Source organism: Saccharicrinis aurantiacus (assembly GCF_001660705.2).
Classification (GTDB): Bacteria; Bacteroidota; Bacteroidia; order Bacteroidales; family Marinilabiliaceae; genus Saccharicrinis; species Saccharicrinis aurantiacus.
The window spans coordinates 21,818-44,301 of sequence record NZ_LYBV02000051.1 but is presented as its reverse complement, the minus strand read 5'-3'; the positions used below and the strand labels follow the sequence as shown (position 1 = coordinate 44,301).

Genomic DNA, 22,484 nt, shown 5'->3' with positions numbered 1-22,484 from the left:
ATAGAATTGGCTGTTTCTTACTTTGAAGTATAAAAAAAGTCGGTGGAGTGCCGACTTAATAAATTAACTAATCCCTAGTTATTAATCTTCTCCATTCATCAGGGAATATTTCATTTTTAAAGTACTTATGCGCTAGTGTTCTTAAGTATGGAAATCCTGCTTTATCGGTTCTATATTTAATTTCTTCATATTCTTTCTCTTTAACTTTTTTCTTAAATTCTTCGAAATTTTCAGGAACAGTTTGAAAACTATCAATGTAGTACTCTGTATCCATGTGTCTTTCAAACAATGATTCTTCAATATTAAATTCTTTAATATTTGGATGAGCGATTTGAAGATTTACTTTATCGTCAAGATGCATTTTTAAATTTAGATAAGTATCCTCAGCATCAAATAAAACCAATAGTTCATACAGAACGGCTATTAACATAGATGATTCATCCGTATACTCTTCTGGTTTTTCTCCCGTAGCGACAAATTCAGAAACTAAATTTATCCTGTTGTAACCATCAGGAAGGCGTTTGCTATTAACTTTAATTAAAAGCAATCCATTTATAACACCAAAAATATACGACGCCAAAAAGTCAACATCTTTTTGTCTTATATCTGATTTCTCTGAAAAAAAACGAAGTGTATTTAATATTGTTATAGAATGGTTATCAATTATTGGGCGATACGCACCACTATTGTTTTTTATTAACTTGATGATTTTATCCTTCTGAAGATTGCGTAGTTGTTGTTGATTAGATACTTTCCGAAAGTCAGGATAATAGCATTTAAGTTCGCAATAGTAGATCAAGTCATTTATATAATCAAAACACCTTAAAGGGTAACCAATTGATTCAAAGAAAGTACCATTTTCCGCATACAAGCCATTCTCTAAACAAGCAATTTTAAACGTTTTCTTAAAATATAAATTTAATATATCATATTGTATTTTCAGCAACTTTCGGAACTCTTTTAAAACAGCCTGTTTTTCTTCTAAGCCTTGTTTCAAAATCCAAGACCAAACTCTTAAAACGATATAATCTGAACACTCTTTAGCAGCAATAAGGTTTGTATTCTCAATACTATAATGGAAGACGATTGAGGATAAAAGATTAATTGTGGCAAAGAACTTTTTAAAAGTACGTCCCTTAATTGAATCTATTTTATCGACCTGTATTTCGACTAATTGCTTAAAGTCCATGAAATCGTTATCTGGAGAATCCAAAAATGCCAAGGTCCTTTTTAATAATCTATTACTCTCTGAATCAGATAATAGATATTCGCTAAACAAATATTTGCTAAATAAATCTGTCAAGTAATAAATATCCCAACGTTCAAATTCACCAGGACTAAATTCCCTAGATATAAAACCATCAAATGTGGGTCTTATATTAGTTTTTATTACACCATTATGTACTATTACTATCTTTACGGGGAGTGAGTTAAATTCTGGTATTGAGCTATCGTTAAAAGCAGTATCTTTTGCTTCAATAATAGATTCTCTGATACCATCAGGTATTGAGAAGTTTTTATCTGTAATATTCCTGTCTTTAAAACCTTTCAATTCAAAGTACCATCGATACCTAATTCCATTTTGATCATTCCCAATAGCAATAATATCCTTACCATATTGAGATTGCCCTTTTGATTCAAGAGCAGTTTGAACAATACGGAATCCCATAACATTTAATAAAATAGGAAACAAGTAGTCTAATTCTTTATCCTCTTTCAGACTACCTAGATATTCTTGTACTATGATACTATTACTATTCATTATCTAAACACCGTTTAATTTCTTTAAAGCTATTCTTATCCCAATCACCTCTGGTTTCTTTATGGAATTCATAATCAAATAATTCAGGATTAATAAAGTACTTTCTTGGTAAAGAAAAACTAGTTCCAAAATTACCCAATTTTGAAATTTCATCTCTTCCATCCATTTTCCATCCACCACCTTTTAACAACACTACTTTAGATATTAAATTCATAAAAGAATTATCGTTTTCGCTACTTTTTTTTATTTGAAGACTAAAACGTCTTGAGTGGTTTTTATTATAGTCAACAAATAATTTATTTTGAGAGAATGATGGGTTTAATTCTTTTATTCCATTTTTTACTAGTACATTCTTCTTATAAAATTCATCAGTGTGGTTTTGTACTCTTTTAAAAACAGCTTTTAAATCATTATCGTTGAAATCAAGCTTCTGTTTAAGAATTTTAGTAACAGAACTTCCATAGCTTTCAGTATATTCCTCTAACTTACATACGAAAGATTCCTTAACTAACTCAGATTTAGATTTTAGTAATGGAAGAAGACAGGGCAGTAAGTACTTAGGCTCTCGATTTATTTGAAACAGTGAAACCCAAAGCTTATATTGATCTAAGGAGTTTAGTTCGAGTATATTATAAGCAAAGCTATAGTTTGATGAGTATAAATCATTAATAATATCTGTAGCTAAAAACCTGAAATACGCAATATCTTTAATTAATAGATGAACTATTATCTTATCAAACTCCATTGTGTGCTTAGAACGAACTTCATTAAGTGATGATGAAATATTTTTTGAAATTGATTTAAAAGGTAATACTTCAGCTATGGCATATAACACTTTTTCGAGATATATTACGTCGTTAAGCTTCCAAAGAAAGTGATTAATAAAATTTAAGTATTCTTGTTTGAAATGACGCTTCCTAATGAAGTTAATTATTAATCTTTGCCTTAATTTTGGATGGTCGTCCTGAAATTCATTTTCACTTAAGATGTGGCATATCAAATTAGTATTGTCAATTTCTAATAGATCTGCCAAAAGTTCAAAAGATTTCTTTATATGCTTTTTATCTAGGCCTACTTCCTTTGACCTTATAATAGCAAAAAGTAATTTCGGAAGATTCACTAATACATGGGTATTGCCTTTATCAACTTGGTTAAATATTTCAAAGAATAATTCACATTCTTCGTCCTTTATATATTGAACACTAGACAAACCACATATAATTGAGACATCTAAGGTGTTGGTAAAAATTTTATCTTCAAGATATTTCCTGTAAAAGGATGATCTCAATTCATCATACAAACCTGTAATTATTGGTATTAAGAAGTTAATCTCCAAATCAGGCTGCGTTATTGAATGCTCAAAGCATCTAAGTCCCCATTCTACGTTTTGATTTATTTTATTGCGTATACCCTTTATTATACTACCAAGGGGCATATTATAATTGACATCACTTTTTGTACAATTTATTAACCGAATGCCATTTTGATAGAACTCAGCAACTTTGATATTTAGTAAAGGCAATACACTGCTATACCCCTCATTAAAGGAGAATAAATCGTCTCTATTTGCTTTAGTGTCTAATGATCTAAGATAAACAGTACAGTCAATATTAAAGTTTTGATTCGAATCTAGAATAGCGATAGCCCAAAGTTGATTCATTAAAGTTGTAAGGTTTCTAGTAAATTTACTTGATTTATAATCAGCTTCAATTTCTTTTAGCAACGATACGAAGGTATTAAAATCACAAGTGAGCTTTATCTTACTTTTTCTTTTGTATAAGTTATAAATACAGAAGCCAAAAACTTCAAAATCAATCAAATGATATTTATTAGATTGAAGTTTAATAATCTGATATTCTGAAAGTTTTTCGAATGCGATTCCGTCAATATCCTGATTGAAAATCAAAGTTTTACTTGAAATACTATAATCTACTAGCAAATCAAGGTTAAATTTTAAGGCTTTATTATTATCGAGTTTATATTTAATTTCAGCAATATTGATCATATTGAATTAGGGTCCTTTTTTTATTCATTCGAAATTAAATATTTCAGCTACTAAACTATAAAATTTCGATTAATTATCTCTTATCTTATGATATAAATCTCATATTTGGTTTTTTACAAGTTATCTAACAAATCCACAATATCACCAATCAAACCTTTCTTCAATAGAGAATCTGTTGCATGCATCTTCTTCCTTAAATAATCTTGAGGCACTTGCTTTTTTAGTAATACTCTAGCAAGATTCCCTAATTCACTTAATAGTTCATTTTCGGGAGATGGTTGATGTGTGTTTATAACGATATTGCGTTTGTGCTTAATACCTAAAAGAAGCTCTTTATATTCAGCTTGCATTCTTTGGAACTCATAAGTAGTTCCTCCTTTATCAGGATGCAATTGCTTTGCTAATGTTCGATAGCGTTGTTTGGCTTGTTCTAAATCTGTGATACCATTAAAATAGTTCATAGTTCTTCAAATTCTTCGAGTGTTATACAAAAGTGTTCTAGAATTAAAAGGAGCTGCTGTTTGGTATAATAGTGTCGTCTTGTATTACCAGCCAGTTCGATCTGTTTTTTGAGTTCAGGGCAAAAGTCAATTTCATTTCTTAGCTGCTGCAAGGCTGAACGAATTGAGTTACTGTTTGGATATAACTTTCTTACTATATCCTGTTTTAATATGGTTCGTTGTACTATCATAATGCTGTGTTTAGGTTGAAAGAAGAACAGTAACGTGCTTGAAATAATACTAAAAGCAGTGTTGTAGTGTATATTTTAAGTGCTTGAGACTGCTTTTTAAAGCTTTTTTGAACACTAAGACAGTCTGAGCTTATATTCAGACATTGTTCAGGCTGCATTGCTGAATAATCTACTTTTTGAAGACTATAATTCAAGAGCATTGATCCAAAAACAAGAAAATGCTGTCTGCAGCTTAGAAAGTGATTCGAATTTAAGCTGGCATCTAATAAAAAGAGTGAATATTTGGCAATTATTTGATGGAGCTTACCAATAGATATAACATACTGATATGTTGTTTGAATATTGCTACTAATAAAACAAAGCATATAGTAACAAATGCAAATAAATGGAACATCCTTAAACAACAAAAGCCTCGTTACAAGGCTTATTTTTAATGATATACGACTTATTTTGGGCATAAATTAAGATATTACACCCTTGGTAATTAGCTTGTTAAATATAAGGAAAATATCTAATCTGTAAAATTTGCTTAGTATTAGTAAATAGAAATAATCAGAGTATATTGGTGATAGAAATAAAAGACCCGAAAAATGAAGAAAAGTTTAGTTGTGGCATTTGATTACGGACATTTTAGAAATATTCGAATTGAAGACCCTGCTGTATTTCCCACTCATGGAGAAATTTTCAGCTGTGATTGGGAAGACTATATTGAAGACGAAGATGACCTAAAAAGGATGAGAGAAATTGAAGAAGGTGAATGTTGGATGGTTGAAAGATTATCTATTCATTATAGCAAAGAAAAAGTAGAAGCCCTTATTGTTCTTCATTTATCTAATGATTTTAATGAAACATTTTTAAACAACAGGGTTCCAAGCTAGACAGCAAAAATAAAAACCCGATACCATAACTGATAACGGGTTACTATCATCTTATAATATTTTTAATGCGTATTCTCTTTACGTAATTGCTGTACCTGATTAGGTTTTAATCCTGTCATTTTACAGATGTAGGCATCACTTGCAGCTTCATTAATCATATTAATAGCAATACGTTTAACAGCCGAGAATTCTAAATCACGTCTAGCTTCTGCAAAAGCATCTTTTGTTTGTACTGAAATTGTTTCCATAATCTCATCAATTTTATCCGATTCCATATCAGAAACCTTATACAAATATAAGGCTATTTTCTGAAAGATAGTTTCATCAATTTCCTGCAACTGGCTAAACATCTCTCGTGCTAACTCAGGATTACTTCTAATAAACTGGATAAGGTTATCACTTCGTTTCATAAACCATACCGCTACTTTCACGCTAGGGCGTTTGAAATGACGTATTATTGCATGGTCTTCAATATCCTTTGTATCGAATAGGGCATAGTCAAATAAGGGCACAAATCGCTTGAGCTCTTGGGGAACTTCAACAAATCCTTTATCTACCCATCTGCGTTTGCCATGATAAAATACCATAGTAATTACAGGCGTCAATTTTTGCTTATTGCTAGCTTGATTCTCCCAAACATTTAAAATATACCTTAACAATTGCAAGTGTATGTTTTTATCCGGATAGCTCTTGTGTTCGTAAAGCAATGAAACTTTAATATCAGTATTATCATACTCCATATTGCATGAAATATCTTTAAAATATGGAGCAAGTTCATGGTCGACATACTCTGTTGGGTCGTATTCTAAACTATCAATTTTCAAACGCTGTATTATATCATTTGGTAATGAGCCATGTAGTAGGTCAACAAGGTTCTCTTTTACTGAAAACATACTCTTAAAGAAGTTGTCGTGTATGTTGTTGTTTTTCTGTACTTTATATTTGGTCTTCATTGAATACTATTTTTTAAAATTGATATTTTGCTTTTTTTTAAAAGTGGTTTTGTACGACCTATGGTATTTCTAAAAAAGCGTCCTCATTCCTCACTTTGGAGTTATAGTGTTGATAATTAGTAATGTAAAATGAGGACGATGAGGAGGAGTGAGGAAAAACATAAATAATTCCTCACTTGTCCCTCATATTTTTGCCTTTTTCCTCACTCGTCCTCACTTATTTTAATAGGTTTAAGTAATAATGCATTATATATCAATATGTTATTATATTCTTAACTACTAAGTGAGGAAATGAGGACGATTTTTGCATTACTACCATAATTAAGGCTTAAAAATATATTTTACTGTAGTTATAAGCTAAAGCGTTCCAATTCTATGCCCTGATCTTTTAGCGTATCATAGTTCATGATGTAGGCACTTGTTCTGTTACTGCCAAACTTGACATTCTTCTTACGGTAGTCGATAAATGAGCGGTGCTTCTTTAAGTACTCACCAATAACAGCCTGGTCTAATACTGTTATTCCTTCTTTCCGTGCTTGCTCACGGTATAAACCATGAATCGCACCAACTCGTAGATAAAGATGCTTTTCGTTATTCTCGGCTGCTACAATTTTATAGTGGGTATTATCAGATAGCTTATATAAGTTAAGCAGAGATTGGAGTACATGGAAATACTGTTCTACTTCATCGCTCTGGTTTTGTACTGATATGGTTAACCTTGCAGAGCGTGTTAAGGCATTTTTTGCAGCTACAAATTCAAAGGGAAAACTTAAATCCGATTGCTCCATCAGTATTTTCATAGGTGTAAGAACAGATGAGATATTAAGTACTGTTCTGCGATCAACGTTACCATACTCGCTTATCAATTCATCCATAAGTTCTGAACTAATATCAGGTTCAAGTTTAGAATAGTGTTCTTCAATCAAATATCGGTAATCGAATACAGAGCAAGTAATGTTGGTAAACTGTAAGCTCTCTTCGGCTGCTTTAAATAATTTCAAGTCAGCATAGTTGCCTCGGTTAGTATCGTCAAACTCGCCCAATAAACTACGACTACTTAGTGCAGGGTCTTGCGTTGGTAAATCCTGACCGCTAATGATACCAGAACCTCTGGGCCTTGCAATTTTTGTTTCGTTACCGCCTGATTTAACTCCTGTAAGCTTACCGTTACGATCGGCAATACCTTTTAAAGCCTCAATGGTGTTTTTGTGTATACTATTCTTGTACTCGTTACCCCAAAACGGATGGTTGGTGGTAGAATCCATACTACGCTGCATACCCGTGCTTGTACTACCAGATGCTAAGTTGATTCCATCTTCCATGGGAGGTTTACCAAACATGTACATGATGCTACGTGCAGCGGTACTTTTACCCGATTGGCGTTTTCCAAAAAGAAACAAAATAGGGAAATATCCAAAGTTGGCTTTGTAGATTAAATCACTGAATATGGTGGCAATGTAATAAGCTATTAGAAGTTCAGCATTCCCAGGATAAACCTTTGTCATGGAAGATGCCCATCTATCAAAGTTCCAATTGCTACCTTTTATTGGATGCACATACTTAGAGTTTTCCTTAAAAGGATTACCACCATCAGAACTGCCAATTTTTAAAGATTTACCATAAGGCAAATAAAAGAAATGAAGCAGATGAACTTGCCCTTTAGTAATAGATTGCTCCAGTTTCTTTTTACCATATCTACCAATAAATTCGGCAGTGGTATTCAATACATGAAAGGTATCATTAATGCGTATTTGGCTTTCGGGTGGTATTTGATCAAACTCATCCAAATTGTTTATTTGAGTAGCATGGGTAGTGATGCCGTACTCATCGATAGGATGGAAATTCTTATTATAGTATAATCCGTTAGCAAACACCCAAAAGTTATTAGTTTCGTTGTAGCCAACACGTTTCAATTCTTTGGCTTCTGGTATGCCCAATAGTTTCACATTCTTAATATTATCCAGCTGGCTGTCGTTGCCATACCAAAAGAAACCATGCCTGCGGTGTACTTGTTTTTTAAACGATGCAGGTGTACAAAAGTCATCAGATGTGATAATGGCCAGACGTTTTCTTCCGTATTGACTATTCAAGCGTAATACATATTTCAAATCCAATCTACCTAGTGGGTCTTTGTGAAAAACACAAAATAAGGCCTCAAAAGTAAAATTGGATATTTGCTTTGGGTTTTTTCCCTCCACAGTATAGTAAGCCCCATTTTCTTCATAAAACTGATTCTCCAGAAGGTTCTCCTGTTGTTCCTTTTTCAGCTTAATGATTTCGCTGATATTCTCCTTTTTCTTTGCTTTTTTCTCGATAGGCTGACTGTATTCCTTTAGTGCATCTTGCCAAGCTTTCTTTGGTTTAATTAGTTCCGATACAAAATCAAGATATACTTCTTGGTTTGTTCTATCGTAGCTAGAAATTAGTGAAGCTATACGTTTAATGGCTTCGGACTTTTTAAGCGGATCGTTTGCAAATTTCTCGCTATACGATTCTGTTTTATATACCACATAATCCGATTGCTTTTCGGTGTACTGAAGAAATGCTTCTTTGGTTGTAAAAGTGGAGTCCGGGTCTTGCTTTTCGGGCAATAAAACTACTGATACATGAAATTCATTCTTGATTAATATCTCTGCATTTCTATCAGTAGCTAGTAAACCTGCAGCATCACCATCAAATATTAAAGTTACTTTGTTGGTGTAGCGTTTCAGGAGTTTTGCTTGTGCTTGAGTTAGAGCAGTACCACAAGTAGCAACCGTGTTTTCTATACCTATATCATGCATCCGCAGCACATCGGAATAGCCTTCTACTAAAAATGCCTGATCCTGTTTTTGTATCGCAAAACGAGCCACGTTTAAAGCGTATAACTCATTTCCTTTGGTATAAATACAACTCTCTGGAGTATTCATGTATTTAACCTTCGGGTTTTCTTTCAAGTTACGCCCAGCAAATGCAATAGTTTGACCTTTTGAATTTGATATGGGAAATACGAGTCTATTTCTGAAGAAATCATACAAACCTTTATCTGAACTCATTAATACGCCAATTTCTTCAAGGATTTCTGTTTTTAAGCCTTGTTCTCGAACATGGGAGAGTAAAGCATTTCCATTTGGAGCATAACCAATATTAAAGCTGCCATGCTCAGGAATTGCAAGCTTACGCTCTTTTATATACGCTTGAGCTTCCTTGTTGTTAACTTGTTCCAAGAAGAATTTCTCAATATGGCTACAAGCTATCTTTAGGCTTTCTTCATGTTTGAATTTCGCTTCATCGAAGTTGGTGCTCTTTTTCCATCCAAAGCTGATATTTAGAATCTTTGCACCAATTTCAACTGCTTCTTTAAAGTCAACACCTTCATGCTCCTTAATGAATTCAATGGCATTACCACCCTTATCACAACCAAAGCATTTATAGATACCCTTTGCTGGGTTAACGCTAAACGAAGCTGTTTTTTCATTGTGAAAAGGACAGCAAGCTTTGTAATTGCTTCCTGCCTTTTTCACTTTGATGAAATTTTCTACAACGATAAGAGTATTGTCGTTTATTTGTTCTACAACTCTGTTTACATCCATGTGAGTTACCAATTTATCGTTGTAAATTTTTCTTTGTTCTCTGGATCGAGACTCATAAAGAGCTCGTATATGTTTCCATTTGAACTATAGAACTTACTTAAGAGATGGAAGCCCATTGTTGAACCCCATATTTTATAGAAGAGTGCATTCAATTCTAATCGCGAATCATCAATCATCTCTTGAACTTTTTCGCCATCAAAGGGTAGGGAAGTATAGCCGTTCTTCTCATAAAAGCTTTTGATTCGACTATCAAAGTAATACAGTTTTGAAACTGTATTGGGGGATAAAGCTGTCATAGAATTAGTTTTCAAAATCAATAGTAAGTTGTCGTTTGTTAAGTAGCCATTGGTCAAAGGTCATTTCTTTAACCTCATTGAGTGTTTTTCTTGCACTATTCAGCTCTTTCTTAGTTCTGCTATAATCGGAATTTACACGCTCAACCGCCTCCAATTGTTTCTCGAGGGCGATTTGTTTCTGTTCTAAAAACTGCGAATAGTCTGAGAAATGATTGAATAAGGCAGTATAGCATTCCATCTTATACTTTAAGATAGTTTCTCGGGACTCTGGCTTAACGTTTTTGGCATTGATGGTGAAGAGCCATCCTAAAGCATACATATACGGTAAACAGAACATTTCGTATTTTTTGCCATCACTACCAGTTGAGGTGCTCAGCACCCCAATAGGATTTAAGATTTCATCATTCTTAATCTTTGACCTTTGGTTTTTGGGGTCAATACCTAATGCTTCGCAAATAGGTTTTATGGGAACAAGTTTTTCAGCTCCATCAATAAGCATGATACTTACATCGTTAATTTTAGCAACTGTTTTAGTTTTCGCTTTCATAATCGTTCGTTGTATTGTTAAAAATGGCAGAGCAGCCCTTGAACCACTCTGCCGAAACCTAGCTAATTACCAAGGGAGGTTATAATTTGTCTGATCTCTTTGTTGCTTGATGGATGAAAAATGGTTTGCAACTTTAAATCCATCGCAACAGTCAGTTCTATTCGAGCCATTATATTGCTTCTCCAATCAGGAAATACATAGACAGCCTGGCACTTCTTTAATTGCTTAATTCTAGTTTCCATTATATCTGTCCACCCCAAATCGATGTATTGTATCTCAGGGGGATTGATTACAGAGCACCTCATAGACTCCAACTTTTTCTTCACCTTGTTGGTTTCCACTGAATGTTGGCTGTCGTTTACCATAGCATCGTTTCCACAGATGTATATTCTTTTCATACTTCTTAATTTCTAATGTTTTTGTGTTTACAAACAAGGTGCTCCGGAATGCTTAGATTCTCAGAATCGTTTTTAATCAGGTTTTTGATAAAATAGAACTTGATACCTTGTTTTATAGGCTTGTCTTTTAGCCTATTCTTATCAGTTTCCAGGTTCATGAAAATTTACGGTTACTAACGATTATATATTTTCTATAAGTTCATCGATAGGGGTGTGGCGACCTGCTATTATCCAATCATGTATTTCGCACATTTTGAATAATAAGGCTTTGCCCCCAGGCTTATAGTAAGGTATCTGCTTCAGGTGTACCCTGGAGTATACAGTGTGAATACTTTCACCCAATAGTTGAGCTAGTTCGGTTACATTGACATAATCATATCCTGTAGTACTTCTACGCTGGAGTCTTATTAATTCCGACATTTGATTATTCAATTTGTCGAGGCTTTTTTGCATCTCCGGAAAGAGTTTTTCTTGTGCGGTCATAATCAATTTTTAAATTGTGATTGATGCTGACAAGTTTAAGCCGTGATTGTATATTTTTCCAACGTCGGACTATCCGATATTTTTAAAATAAATTTCATTACTCACGTATATAGGGAGTTATGATTGTGGTTTTTGAGGGTGTCGGATAGTTTTATCAATTCTGTCGGATAGTTTTTACCCAAATAAATAGCAACATTTACAAGAATTGATAACTGTCTACCTATTTTCTCTTCATCTTTTTTATTTCACGATCAATATCTCTCGTTGAAAGGTTCTGATCCAGGAAGAGATTTCTCATATATTCTAAGTCTCTGAGATATTTTCTAGAATCTAATTCATGCAGTTTCCCAGCCAATTTATAGAAGTACGAATTCTTGTAATCATCAAGATTGTTCTTATTTAATAGGAGTAAAAACTTCGTCAAAGAGCTAGTGTCAAGGTTTTCACGAAGCTTTAATCCGATATGATTAAATATGAAGTTTGCCCATATCACTTGGCGAACTTTACTCAACTCAGTGATAGCTTTAATACCAGTTGCTTTAGGTTTATCCTCACTAGCATCCTGATTAGTACTAAGGTATTTAAGAAACTTGTGTTTGCCATAGTAGTCACAAAAGAAGGTATAGTAGGCTTTATGATCTGTTGTTGATAGGTTAATGTGCTCAGAATAGAAATAGATTTCTAAGGTTTTGAATTCTTTAGTACTCTGCTCAATATTAAAAATATCCTGCAATTTAAAATCACTGTTTTTGAAGAAAATCCATAGTATGAGTTGCTTAATATTAATATGTACTTTACCCACTTCTGTATAGCACAATTCTCCCTTGTTATTATAAACCTCAAGCTTTTTGCGATGTGTTTTGGCTGGTACAAATGGTAGAGAAAAGTATTTCTCGTTAACTCTTACAAACCTTTGTGTATGTTCCATCTGTTCCCGAATAAGCAAAGACTTTTCAATGATACTCTCAATGCTTTCTGACTTAACTAGATAATCGTAATCGAAAATACCCATTAATCTTTTGGAGAAAGGTTCAGTTGGAATTTGGGTTATCTTATCAATGAGTTTATCAATATTTGCTTCCCAAACATTTGATTCTTTGGCACGTTTATAGCCTTGCAGTAGTTTTTCAAATACTGCAAGACAATCTTTTTCAAAATTGTCGTTTCCTTGTTCTAACATCAGACTAAAATTTAGGTTATTAATTTATAATATGTGTTCACATACAAACAAGGAAGGACAAATTTTGATATGTTAATTAAACACTTAAATACATAATATATATTAATACATACTAGAACGATGTGAGAAACTTAGCAACTTCTTTCTTTTGATTGTTTTCAAAGCTATCAAGGTATGATTCTGTAATTTTGACATTGCTATGACCAAGACTTTCGCTAATAAATTCGGTCGATATTCCTGAACGTTTCAATACTGTAGCGAAACTATGCCTAGCCGTATAGGTAGTTATGTGCTTTTCGATACCAAGTTTTTTACCCACCTGCTGCATACACACATTGAATTTGCGAACACGCCAGGCAATTTTATACTTCTTATCCTTAAAACTAAGATCATCACTTAATAATGGAAATACATAGTTATTTGGTGATTTATCAGGATTACCTCTTTTATCAATAATCCTTTGTATATCATCCGTTATTGGAATTAATATAGGTTTTTGAACGCCTGATGAATGTTCAGTTTTTTGACGAATAAAGGAAATGAAGTCATTGTTAATATTAGCATATTTGAGTTTGTACAGATCGGTCATGTTTATACCGTTACACAAATAGGAGAGTATCCAAAAATCTTTTGCTTCATCTTCATTAGAAAAAGGCTCTGGTTCATATTTGTAAATCTTCTCTATTTCACTAATCTTGAGGGCTCTCTTAACGGTAATACATCTAGGTACACTATACTGATCTCTTCCAAAAGGAAACAAATCTAGGGGAATCACACCATCTTTTTGCGCCATGCGGAATGCTGATTTAAGTGTAGTAATATATCTATAGTACGTGGTTTGCTTTACCCCACGTTCTTTCATGAAGAGTTCAAGCTCCTTAAGCTTTTTTACAGTTAGTTCCTTAAATTCAAGATTGAACTCACGATTAAAGAATAATTGGAGCGCTTTCTTCATTGGACTAGCCGCTTTATCACCATACCCATTTTTCTTATAAGCGATAATCTTGATGTCTAGGTAATGATATATATTACGCATATTGCTTCCCGTTATGCCAAAGTGTACTTTGAATAGGTCAAATGTAAAATCACTCATCATTAGAATAATTTTACGAGCCTTCTCTTCAATTAATGAAAATTCAAGTTGGATGTCTTTATATACACCACGAGGTTTTGAAGCTACTATTTTAGCAAATTCATCAGAAGTAAATTCATAAACTCGATTTTTGCTATCGATATTATAATACATCTGTTTGCGATTGTGTGTTAATCGCAGTTTAGCTGGGTACTTCCCATTTTTTTTCTTTCTTTTTTTGAAAAGCACGATTGCTGTGCTAACTTTACTATCCATAACTGAAACTTGTTTTGGTTATACATCTAATTTCGTATGGCAATTATTTATGGTAAGGTTCGCCAAAACATGTACCATAAAATTTGCCATACTTTTATACTTCAAATGTATTAAAACATACAAGTATATCAAAATAAAATTAATTGTAAATTGTTGATAAACAAACAAATAAAAGAATATACAAGCATATAAAAACAAAGACACGGTTACTTATTCGAGCCGTTGGGCTTCATTACTTATTTCGTCAGAATTTCCAAACGTACTTTACGTCTTTAAAAACAGGAAAATAATGTTCTGACAATTTTTTAAAAATCTTACTTTGCTTCATTTACATTTAGGAATCAAGGAAACTTACAGAAAACAACAAGAAATTTATGATGTAGTGTTTCTTAGTGCTGGACTTTCATGACTTCTCCTTCTAACCATGATTTAATTATTTACAGCTTGGTTATTTTGACTGACAAAATATGGACTGACTTTTTCGGACTTGTAACTAGACCTTTTGGGTTTTGAATTTATGGACTAGAAAGTTTTGCATTAATCTCAGTCAGACCAAATGTTGCCACTCATAAGGAATTAATGTTGGAAAGGAATTTCAAATGAGGGCTAGAAAAAGAAATAACGAAAGCCCAACACAGCGTACAAATGGCATAGTGCTCAGATTGGTATTTGAAGTTAAAATGTATTTTGTTAAGTTTGGTGTGCAAAAAATGGGGAAGTGGTAATTTTGCGCACAACGCCATTTACGCATAACCGTTGGCACCAATAGAAGAAAGACACGACATATATGATTGATAACAAAAAGATTTGTCTAATTACAGGAGCAAGTAGTGGGATTGGGTATGCTATTGCGAGAGCATTGCATAACGATAATTATAGAGTAATTGCAACAGCTCGTAGATTGGATAAACTTACAGAATTAGGTTTAGATTCAAATGACTTATTTGCAGGAGATTTAAATTCTCCAGAATTTCAAGATTCAATTGTGGATTATACTTTTGATAAGTATGGAAAATGTGATTTCTTATTCAACTGTGCAGGAACATTAGAGGTTGGAACTATTGAGGATATTGATATTGATAAATTGACCTCAATGATTCGATTAAACGTTGAGTCAACATTTCGATTGACATATAAGCTTTTAAAGCTATTTAAAAAACAGGGTTTTGGTCACATAGTAAATATTTCAAGTGTGCTCGGGACAAAAGTTAGACCCACAGCAGGTGGATATGCTGCGACAAAATTTGCAATGGAAGCATTATCAGAAGCTCTAAGAATGGAGTTGACTGGTACTAATATTAAGATTAGTTGTATTGAGCCAGGATTGGTTATGACAGAACTTCATAATGAATGGAAAGTTCATCCAAAAGAGAGTATGAATATTCATGAACCACTGACTGTTATGGATATTGTGGATACAGTTAGGTTTATAATAAATCAACCAGATCATGTTAGAATTCCAAAACTGATGATTTTACCTAAAGACCATAACATATAAAACTACTGGTGCCAACAAATTATAAACGTAATGCGGGACGAAGTGAGTAATTTAAACGAAAGTGAAATAAACAAATATAGCGGTAAATTGAAAGGAAAGTGCGTTGAAACCCGCACTACGCTTATAAGTGGCCGTTGGGTGTCATACAAAAATTAACTGCCCTGTAATGATACATTATAAAAGGAATATATATAACCTAGTACACAGTATATAACTAATATGAATAATTTAAAGATATTTATATGGATACTATTTTTTAGTATATCATCAGGTTTTTGTATAGTGCTAACATTTCAATTCTTTGGTAATAGTAATAATATCAATACAGACAATATTATTGCGTATATCTTCTCATTTTTGATATTGATAGCTTGTGTTGTCTATATGACTAAGTTTATGCGAATAGAAAAGACAACCAAGATGCAACTTATAAAGAATAACAAGAAGCCATTATTAGAATGGTTCTATTCATACGAACAGTGGTTACCCTATGCTCTCGAAATTGTAAAAAGGAAAAAAAAGAAGATTTATAAAACATATGCATTAGTATACTTGGGTATAGTCTCGTTTATATGCTACGTTTATTTTTATGCTTATGATATATTTTATGGTATAATATTTCTGATCTTTTCTTTTTCCGTTCCTATAGTAGTTTCTAGTATGATGAAATTCAAAATTCTTAAGAATGTTTATTATAACACAGTAAAGCCAAATATAAGAATTACATTCGATGGATTCTTGATAAATGGTCAACTGTCACAACCTTTCGATAGTTGTTCAAGAATCAATAAGATTGAAATTGAAAATTTAAACACTAAAAAATGCTTAATGATAGAAATAATGAATCCTGTCAAAGGAGGAGCAAGATATAAAAAGCATTATCTCTTATACCCTAATTGTGACAGAATCGAAGATGAGAATATTATGAATAACATTTCTTACCTCTTTAAGGTTAAGGATGAATGCAATATTTATAGTCAATCTTATAAAGTACCGACACACAACAATGGCTAATAAAGCATAAGTGAGCCAACTCGTTTTGGTTGGTTCGCAACTTCGGCGAGTAGCGCCAACTCGTTGATTTGGCTTTTAAAATGAAAAATAAAAACAAATACAACGCTTTGGCTTTGTTAAGTTTGGAAGTGAGAACTATTAAAATCTCACTTTCGCTTCATAGCCAAACGTTGTGTGCTATAAAACAAAAACACGTAATCAGACATAAAAAAACACAAAGATGGAAGATTTAAGTTATCAAAGATTTACAGCTAAAAGTGAAGCTGATAAGGCAATAAATTCACTTAAAGGATTACTTATTGGAATTGCAATTGATGGAATTGTAGATGATGATGAGTTAAAAGAACTCGACCATTGGTGCAAAAAGCATAACAATTTAATTCGACGAAATCATTTCAAAGAATTTATAATTACTATTCAAGGCGCGATTAAAGAGCCTGAAAATAGACTTGAGCTAATTGAAGATTTAACGTGGTTATGCCAAAAATATGAAAATGATAACATCTACTACAACGCTGTCACTTCAGAGCTGCAAATACTCCAAGGCATTTGTCACGGAATTCTAGCTGATGGAATAATAGAGGATAAAGAAGTTTTTGAATTGTCTAAATGGTTAGATGCACATACTCATTTAACATCTTATTACCCATATGATGAGATAAAGAGCTTAATCTTATCAATCCTTGCTGATGGCATAATAGATGACGATGAAAGAAAGAGACTTTTTGCATATTTTAATGAATTCGTAAATATCTCTGACGAAAAAATTGCAAAAAAGGTCGAAGATGAGATAATTGGAGTTCCTATTCAGGGTGTTTGTACTTCTGACCCTGAAATTGATTTTGACGGTAAAACGTTTTGCTTAACTGGTCTATCAAAAAGAGGAACAAGAAAAGAAATTGGTGAAAGAATTACAAACCAAGGAGGTATCTTTAAAAATACAGTATCAGGCAATACTGATTATTTAATAGTTGGGAATAATGATAATCCTTGTTGGGCTTTTGCCTGCTATGGTCGAAAAGTTGAGACCGCTATAAATTTAAGAAAAAAAGGGAAAAGCATCGTAATTATACACGAATATGATTTTTGGGATATACTAGAAGATTTAGAATGAATTAATTACAGCACACAACATCACCTATATGTAATAGGGCAAGCAAGGCTGTCATTTGTTCTTCGGCAGTTTCTAGCAGCACGCCAAATCAGAGATTTGACAGTGTCTGAATTAGAAAGTTCACAGTAAAATCTCTGATTTGGCTAAGTGGCGGTCAAAAAGGAAAATGATTTCTAAATGCCCTACTACACATAGCCACACGTTGTGTGGCATTAAAATCAGGCACACCTAAAGATTTATACATAAAAAAGTATCAGAAATGAAATATTTGATCCTAATATTACCAGTGCTACTCTTGATTTCTTGTAAGTCTGAAAGAAAAAAGAAGAGTTACTACGAAACAAAAATTGAAGAGTACAACAAGACTGCTTACTTAAACTCAATGGATTCTTTAGGAATTATAAAATATCACCTTAAGGACAGTGAATACATTATTAAGATGCGAGTAAGTGGATTAGTTAAGACTAATGTCAAAAAAGCCTTTTCAATTAAGGCTGATACTTATTCTGTTCCAGAAAAGAAAGACGGATATATGTTAACAGTTCAGTTTGAAGTAGCAAATCCGTATGAAAAAGAATTAATGATTCCGATACCTGATTATTTTGGACTAACGACTAATAACGACAAGAGTTTCGCTAAAAAAACCGTCTACAGTAAAAGTTGTGCACGGCATATTATTAATACTACGAATATAACTGACGATTTAAACCAAAGGCTTTATGAGTTGACAAAAGAAAAGTGTAATAACAAATATTGTATTTTATTCAAGCCTCTAGAATCGAAACAATTCCGTATACACTTTGATGAAGCAATTATAGAATCAGAAAGTATAGTTGCTCTTCTTGGATTTAATTTATTTTGGAATGACCCAAACTGTACGTACAAGAAGGATGTTGGAATTGTAATAGACACAGAAAAAGAACAAATATTAGGAACAAGAAAAATGTAATAACGCCACACAACAATCTGGCATAAAGCATAAGCGTCAGCAGTAATTTGGAGGTTTTGTAGGTTGTTTGAAATCCGCCAAAATTTTTATTTATGTTCAGAAAGCGTTAAGTTTAACAAAAATAAAAATATTGGCTTAGTGGGTTTTTGGTCGGTTTGGCTTTTCAAATCGCTTACAGCTTCATCCAGTCAACGTTGTGTTTCATTAAAAAAACAATAGGAGTAAGCAGTTTTAACTGTTTTCATAAATATAAATTGACATAGAGGACGTATATTGATTTAAAAGATAAAAATAAATGAATACAAACTTTGACATAAAACCTTTATCTCATGATGAAAAACAGCGCATAGAATCTGGCATAGCATTTGACGAGCTATCTATAACATTTTTCATTCTACTTCCTATTGTTTTAATCGGTTCCTTAATTTATGCGAGCTATCAATCTAAAAGTCTAATATTCGCAATATTTACAATTGTGGTAATTATAGGATCTTGTCTATATTTTATACCTCTGTTAAAGGGGTTTGTAATAAACATTAAGGAATCTAAAATAGCACTAGAAAGAAATGAGAAACAATGTGCTAATGGTTATATTCAAAAAAAATGGTTCGAGCGTCAGCCTGCTTATCATAGAACTTTCTATTACTTCTATATTATGATTGATGATGTAGAATATGAAATAAGTCAGGACAAGTACGATGAATTAAACTCAGATGATTATGTATACTATGAAGTAATGCACCCTCTTTATTGTGAAGTCAAAAAAATATAGCTTAGTAAGCATACTCCTTTAAGAAACGATGTCAATATCTCTTTAATTATAATTCATAAAGAATGAACTAATATAAGACTATTCAATAAATCGTAGGATTTAATAAACGAAAACACAACAATAAATATAGGGTATTTTCCAAAAATATATACTACTTATATAACCTACTTATATGTAATGTATTACATGCATAAAAGTCAATTCTTAAATTTTGCCTATCATACATTTTCTCATACTATTAGAGGTATAATATCGCACTAAATAGACTGTGTTAATATTTGTTAATTAATAAAACCTATATATTTTGTCGGCTATTATTCAGTAAAAGAGTGCTCAAAAACCAAACAAATGTCATGTTTTTACCTTAGTCATAGTAATAATCTAAAAATTACACATATGACATTGAATGAAAAAAAAAGCTTCGAGCTTTGAAAATGATTCTCTTCTAGTATTTGAGCGTTTATTACAAGGATATAAACGTGGCTCAGAAACCATAGCTTGGGAGTCCAATATGGACGAGCTTATGGACAAACTAACACATCTTCCAACAGATCCTTTTTCTGTGAAGCTGATGGGGTTGTTCGATTACCATTACCTTGCTCTTAAGGAAAATATTGATTGTATTATCAATAGATCCATTAAGTTAAGGGAAGTAGAAAAAGATACAGAACGCTTTGTTACTATTGATGAGCGTTACTTTTCTTTGCCATTCTTGGCAGCCAATACATACCTCAAGCGACTTGAAGTATATAATCATGAAGGAGACATATGTTATCGCGTTATTGGTAAATTACGATTTAACTTTCGCAAGCTATTTACCAAAAGTAAATTCAGCGATCTCTTCTGGGTTAAGGAAACTTCAATAGAATACCATAAGCTTGAGCTATACTATTACTCACCTCTGGTAGATCTCACTACCACCGATTCCAAAAAATATTACCATTTTTTCTGCGATTATTATGGAAAGATTCAACTGACCAATTATTTAGCAGCAAAAGATAAGATTGCCAGTGCGCCACTGGATGAGATAAAGCAAATTCCACAAGCACTAGAACAAATTTTAAAACTGAGCAATTCGCAACAAGTTCTTTGGGCATTCTTCATGTTTAAACTGATGGGTTTAGATCTAAAAGAAAATCTAGATGCCTCAATCTTAGCACGATTTCTACTAATCATAAATAAATCTAATCCTTCAGATTATCGGAATACTTACTTTTATAAATTGGCCAATAAGGCTCCTTTTATAAAAGATAATAAGAAGCTTATTGCCGATTTGAAGATCGTTAAAACACATTTTCAGTTGAGTAATTTACCAACAACAGAGATCGAAAAAGTCATTTTTAAACTAATTCCCAGCTGCTAAAAAACAGGCATATTCTATTTGTTACCATTTAGTACCCCAAAGAGTATCCAACGCTTTTTGCTTTTTCGTATAAAAACGGCAATGAGCGACTTTGTATTTAGTTGATAACTAGTTGTCTGTAATTTATTTTTAAAATTTCGGACAGTCCAACGGTTAATACTACAATTCAGATCCTTTATACTTGTTGAACAAATCTTTATGAAAAAATAAGAACATGGATCAACAAGGAAATAAGGATCAGAAAGGAGTTAACTATTTGAAATTACTTAACCAACAGGTTTCAGAATTGCTTACAATTCAGAGGAAAATTTCAATCGGAACTGACTATTTAAATGCAAATGAGCTCGCTCAATTATTGGGGGAAAGTAAAAAGACAATTTACGCTCGTGTAAAGAATAGGCAAATGCCATACTATAAACCAGGAGGCAAACTATTGTTATTCAAAAAAAGCGAAATACAAGAATGGATTAAGGCAGGGCGCCACGCTTCTTTGGATGAATTGGAACAAATACTATAAACCTAAATGTTAGCTAAAACCTAATTGAATATGAAAAAAGAGATACACCTAGTAGTTCATAAAAAGCAGAAAATTAAGTCTTCTAAATTAACATCCTTATTTTTAAGAAGGACGCAAAAACAAAGTATTTCAGAATGCAAAATCAGTAGAGATATTAATAATATAAGCTCCTCCAAATGACAACTATTTATATATGTGGAGGCGATACCATACCTGTTTCAAAAGAAGATTCATCAGATCTTGTGAAGATCACCACACGATTAAAATCCATGAAATGTAAGGTGTTAAATCCAACGGAGTCTGTATTATCTCAAATGAGATGGTCGGATAACTTAAATAACCGTATCGAATTAATTAAAGATAGCCAGGCGGTTTATGTTTTACCCAATTGGCGAGATGATATTATGTCTCGCATTGAGCTAACCGTTGCTATGGATATGAAGTTACATACCTTATTTCATCCTGTGAGCACAAAAGATTTGAAGCAATTAATAACCACCCTTGACAGCTAGAATGGTTTTGGTGGAGTTGTACAAGGGCAGCTCCACTTTTATCAATAAATGTAATGATATGAAAACAGTTGAGTTTATATATAAGGACCAAGTTATTGAATTTCTTCAGGGCGATAGTAATATTATGGTAAATGCCACCCAAATGGTAAAGACATTTGATAAGCGATTGGATCATTTTTTGAAAACAGATCAGACCAAAGCTTTCATTCAAGAATTTGAATTTACCCTTTTTGGGGGAAATTCAGATCCTAAGAATAAAGAGTTGATTATAAAATCAAGAGGACACACCGGAACTTTTGTACACCGAATATTAGCTTTGAAATTAGCAGCTTGGCTTAGTCCTAAATTTGAGCTGTGGATTTTCTTTACCATCGATAAGATGATCAATGCGCAATACAAGGATATTGCAGAAACTACCACTGCAAAATTGAAAATAGAGAAGGAGCGAGACCTTATGCAGGAGGAAATGTTGAAGAAATATCCAGATGATTTCTATAAGTTCTTAGAATTAGAAGGCAAGCTTACCAAGGCTAATCGTAAAAGGCTAAAAGCGATCCGAGATTCCACAAAGGAGCTTAAGTTGAATCTATTTCCTGAAGATATTGCACATTATAAAAAGAGTGATTGGTAAG

Annotated in this window: 21 protein-coding genes; 9 read left to right on the top strand and 12 right to left on the bottom strand. The window is 32.7% G+C overall.

The window, feature by feature from the left end; translation table 11 throughout:
* Positions 1-67: 67 nt before the first annotated feature.
* The 4 genes from A8B35_RS22200 to A8B35_RS22185 all read right to left on the bottom strand — a co-directional run bounded on the left by A8B35_RS22200 (position 68) and on the right by A8B35_RS22185 (position 4,458).
* Positions 68-1,762, bottom strand: a complete 1,695-nt coding sequence (locus A8B35_RS22200; protein WP_075604077.1) for a hypothetical protein — start codon at positions 1,760-1,762, stop codon at positions 68-70.
* Positions 1,755-3,767: a hypothetical protein gene (locus tag A8B35_RS22195; protein ID WP_075604076.1), complete on the bottom strand. Its 2,013-nt coding sequence runs from the start codon at positions 3,765-3,767 to the stop codon at positions 1,755-1,757. Before A8B35_RS22195 ends, A8B35_RS22200 begins: the two co-directional genes overlap by 8 nt.
* 113 nt (positions 3,768-3,880) lie before the next feature.
* Positions 3,881-4,228, bottom strand: coding sequence for a J domain-containing protein (locus tag A8B35_RS22190; RefSeq protein WP_075604075.1), 348 nt, complete (start codon positions 4,226-4,228; stop codon positions 3,881-3,883).
* On the bottom strand, positions 4,225-4,458 hold the full coding sequence (locus A8B35_RS22185) for a DUF4248 domain-containing protein (RefSeq protein ID WP_075604074.1): 234 nt from the start codon (positions 4,456-4,458) through the stop codon (positions 4,225-4,227). The genes A8B35_RS22190 and A8B35_RS22185 overlap by 4 nt, the downstream gene beginning before the upstream one ends.
* Positions 4,459-5,048: 590 nt before the next feature.
* Here A8B35_RS22185 and A8B35_RS22180 point away from each other — a divergent pair.
* Entirely contained in the window at positions 5,049-5,336 is a 288-nt protein-coding gene (locus tag A8B35_RS22180) for a hypothetical protein (RefSeq protein ID WP_075604073.1), read from the top strand.
* A 62-nt stretch (positions 5,337-5,398) separates the two neighbouring features.
* Here A8B35_RS22180 and A8B35_RS22175 read toward each other — a convergent pair whose 3' ends face one another.
* The 8 genes from A8B35_RS22175 to A8B35_RS22140 form a co-directional block, all read right to left on the bottom strand.
* Complete coding sequence (locus A8B35_RS22175) at positions 5,399-6,289, bottom strand: Rpn family recombination-promoting nuclease/putative transposase (RefSeq protein ID WP_075604072.1); 891 nt, start codon at positions 6,287-6,289, stop codon at positions 5,399-5,401.
* Between the two features lie 350 nt (positions 6,290-6,639).
* Positions 6,640-9,861, bottom strand: coding sequence for a DNA primase (dnaG, locus tag A8B35_RS22170; protein ID WP_075604071.1), 3,222 nt, complete (start codon positions 9,859-9,861; stop codon positions 6,640-6,642).
* Between the two features lie 5 nt (positions 9,862-9,866).
* Complete coding sequence (locus tag A8B35_RS22165) at positions 9,867-10,157, bottom strand: hypothetical protein (RefSeq protein WP_075604070.1); 291 nt, start codon at positions 10,155-10,157, stop codon at positions 9,867-9,869.
* A gap of 4 nt (positions 10,158-10,161) precedes the next feature.
* Positions 10,162-10,704, bottom strand: a complete 543-nt coding sequence (locus tag A8B35_RS22160; RefSeq protein ID WP_075604069.1) for a phage antirepressor N-terminal domain-containing protein — start codon at positions 10,702-10,704, stop codon at positions 10,162-10,164.
* A gap of 62 nt (positions 10,705-10,766) precedes the next feature.
* Entirely contained in the window at positions 10,767-11,102 is a 336-nt protein-coding gene (locus A8B35_RS22155; RefSeq protein WP_075604068.1) for a DUF4406 domain-containing protein, read from the bottom strand.
* Between the two features lie 180 nt (positions 11,103-11,282).
* Positions 11,283-11,585, bottom strand: coding sequence for a helix-turn-helix transcriptional regulator (locus tag A8B35_RS22150; protein WP_075604067.1), 303 nt, complete (start codon positions 11,583-11,585; stop codon positions 11,283-11,285).
* A gap of 220 nt (positions 11,586-11,805) precedes the next feature.
* Positions 11,806-12,765: a hypothetical protein gene (locus A8B35_RS22145; protein ID WP_075604066.1), complete on the bottom strand. Its 960-nt coding sequence runs from the start codon at positions 12,763-12,765 to the stop codon at positions 11,806-11,808.
* 112 nt (positions 12,766-12,877) lie between these two features.
* A complete protein-coding gene (locus tag A8B35_RS22140) occupies positions 12,878-14,113 on the bottom strand; it encodes a site-specific integrase (protein WP_075604065.1) in 1,236 nt (411 codons plus the stop codon).
* A gap of 787 nt (positions 14,114-14,900) precedes the next feature.
* On the opposite strand from A8B35_RS22140, the gene A8B35_RS22135 reads away from it, so the two are divergent.
* The 8 genes from A8B35_RS22135 (at position 14,901) to A8B35_RS22095 (ending at position 22,483) form a co-directional block, all read left to right on the top strand.
* Positions 14,901-15,611, top strand: a complete 711-nt coding sequence (locus A8B35_RS22135; protein ID WP_075604064.1) for an SDR family oxidoreductase — start codon at positions 14,901-14,903, stop codon at positions 15,609-15,611.
* 1,234 nt (positions 15,612-16,845) lie between these two features.
* Entirely contained in the window at positions 16,846-17,739 is an 894-nt protein-coding gene (locus A8B35_RS22125) for a BRCT domain-containing protein (RefSeq protein ID WP_075604062.1), read from the top strand.
* A 259-nt stretch (positions 17,740-17,998) separates the two neighbouring features.
* Entirely contained in the window at positions 17,999-18,688 is a 690-nt protein-coding gene (locus tag A8B35_RS22120; protein ID WP_075604061.1) for a hypothetical protein, read from the top strand.
* A 295-nt stretch (positions 18,689-18,983) separates the two neighbouring features.
* Complete coding sequence (locus A8B35_RS22115) at positions 18,984-19,460, top strand: hypothetical protein (RefSeq protein WP_075604060.1); 477 nt, start codon at positions 18,984-18,986, stop codon at positions 19,458-19,460.
* A 406-nt stretch (positions 19,461-19,866) separates the two neighbouring features.
* Positions 19,867-20,823, top strand: coding sequence for a hypothetical protein (locus A8B35_RS22110; protein WP_075604059.1), 957 nt, complete (start codon positions 19,867-19,869; stop codon positions 20,821-20,823).
* A gap of 214 nt (positions 20,824-21,037) precedes the next feature.
* Positions 21,038-21,340, top strand: a complete 303-nt coding sequence (locus tag A8B35_RS22105; protein WP_075604058.1) for a helix-turn-helix transcriptional regulator — start codon at positions 21,038-21,040, stop codon at positions 21,338-21,340.
* A gap of 176 nt (positions 21,341-21,516) precedes the next feature.
* Positions 21,517-21,852, top strand: a complete 336-nt coding sequence (locus A8B35_RS22100; RefSeq protein ID WP_075604057.1) for a DUF4406 domain-containing protein — start codon at positions 21,517-21,519, stop codon at positions 21,850-21,852.
* 58 nt (positions 21,853-21,910) lie between these two features.
* Complete coding sequence (locus tag A8B35_RS22095) at positions 21,911-22,483, top strand: KilA-N domain-containing protein (protein WP_171973259.1); 573 nt, start codon at positions 21,911-21,913, stop codon at positions 22,481-22,483.
* The last annotated feature ends 1 nt before the right edge of the window (position 22,484 follow it).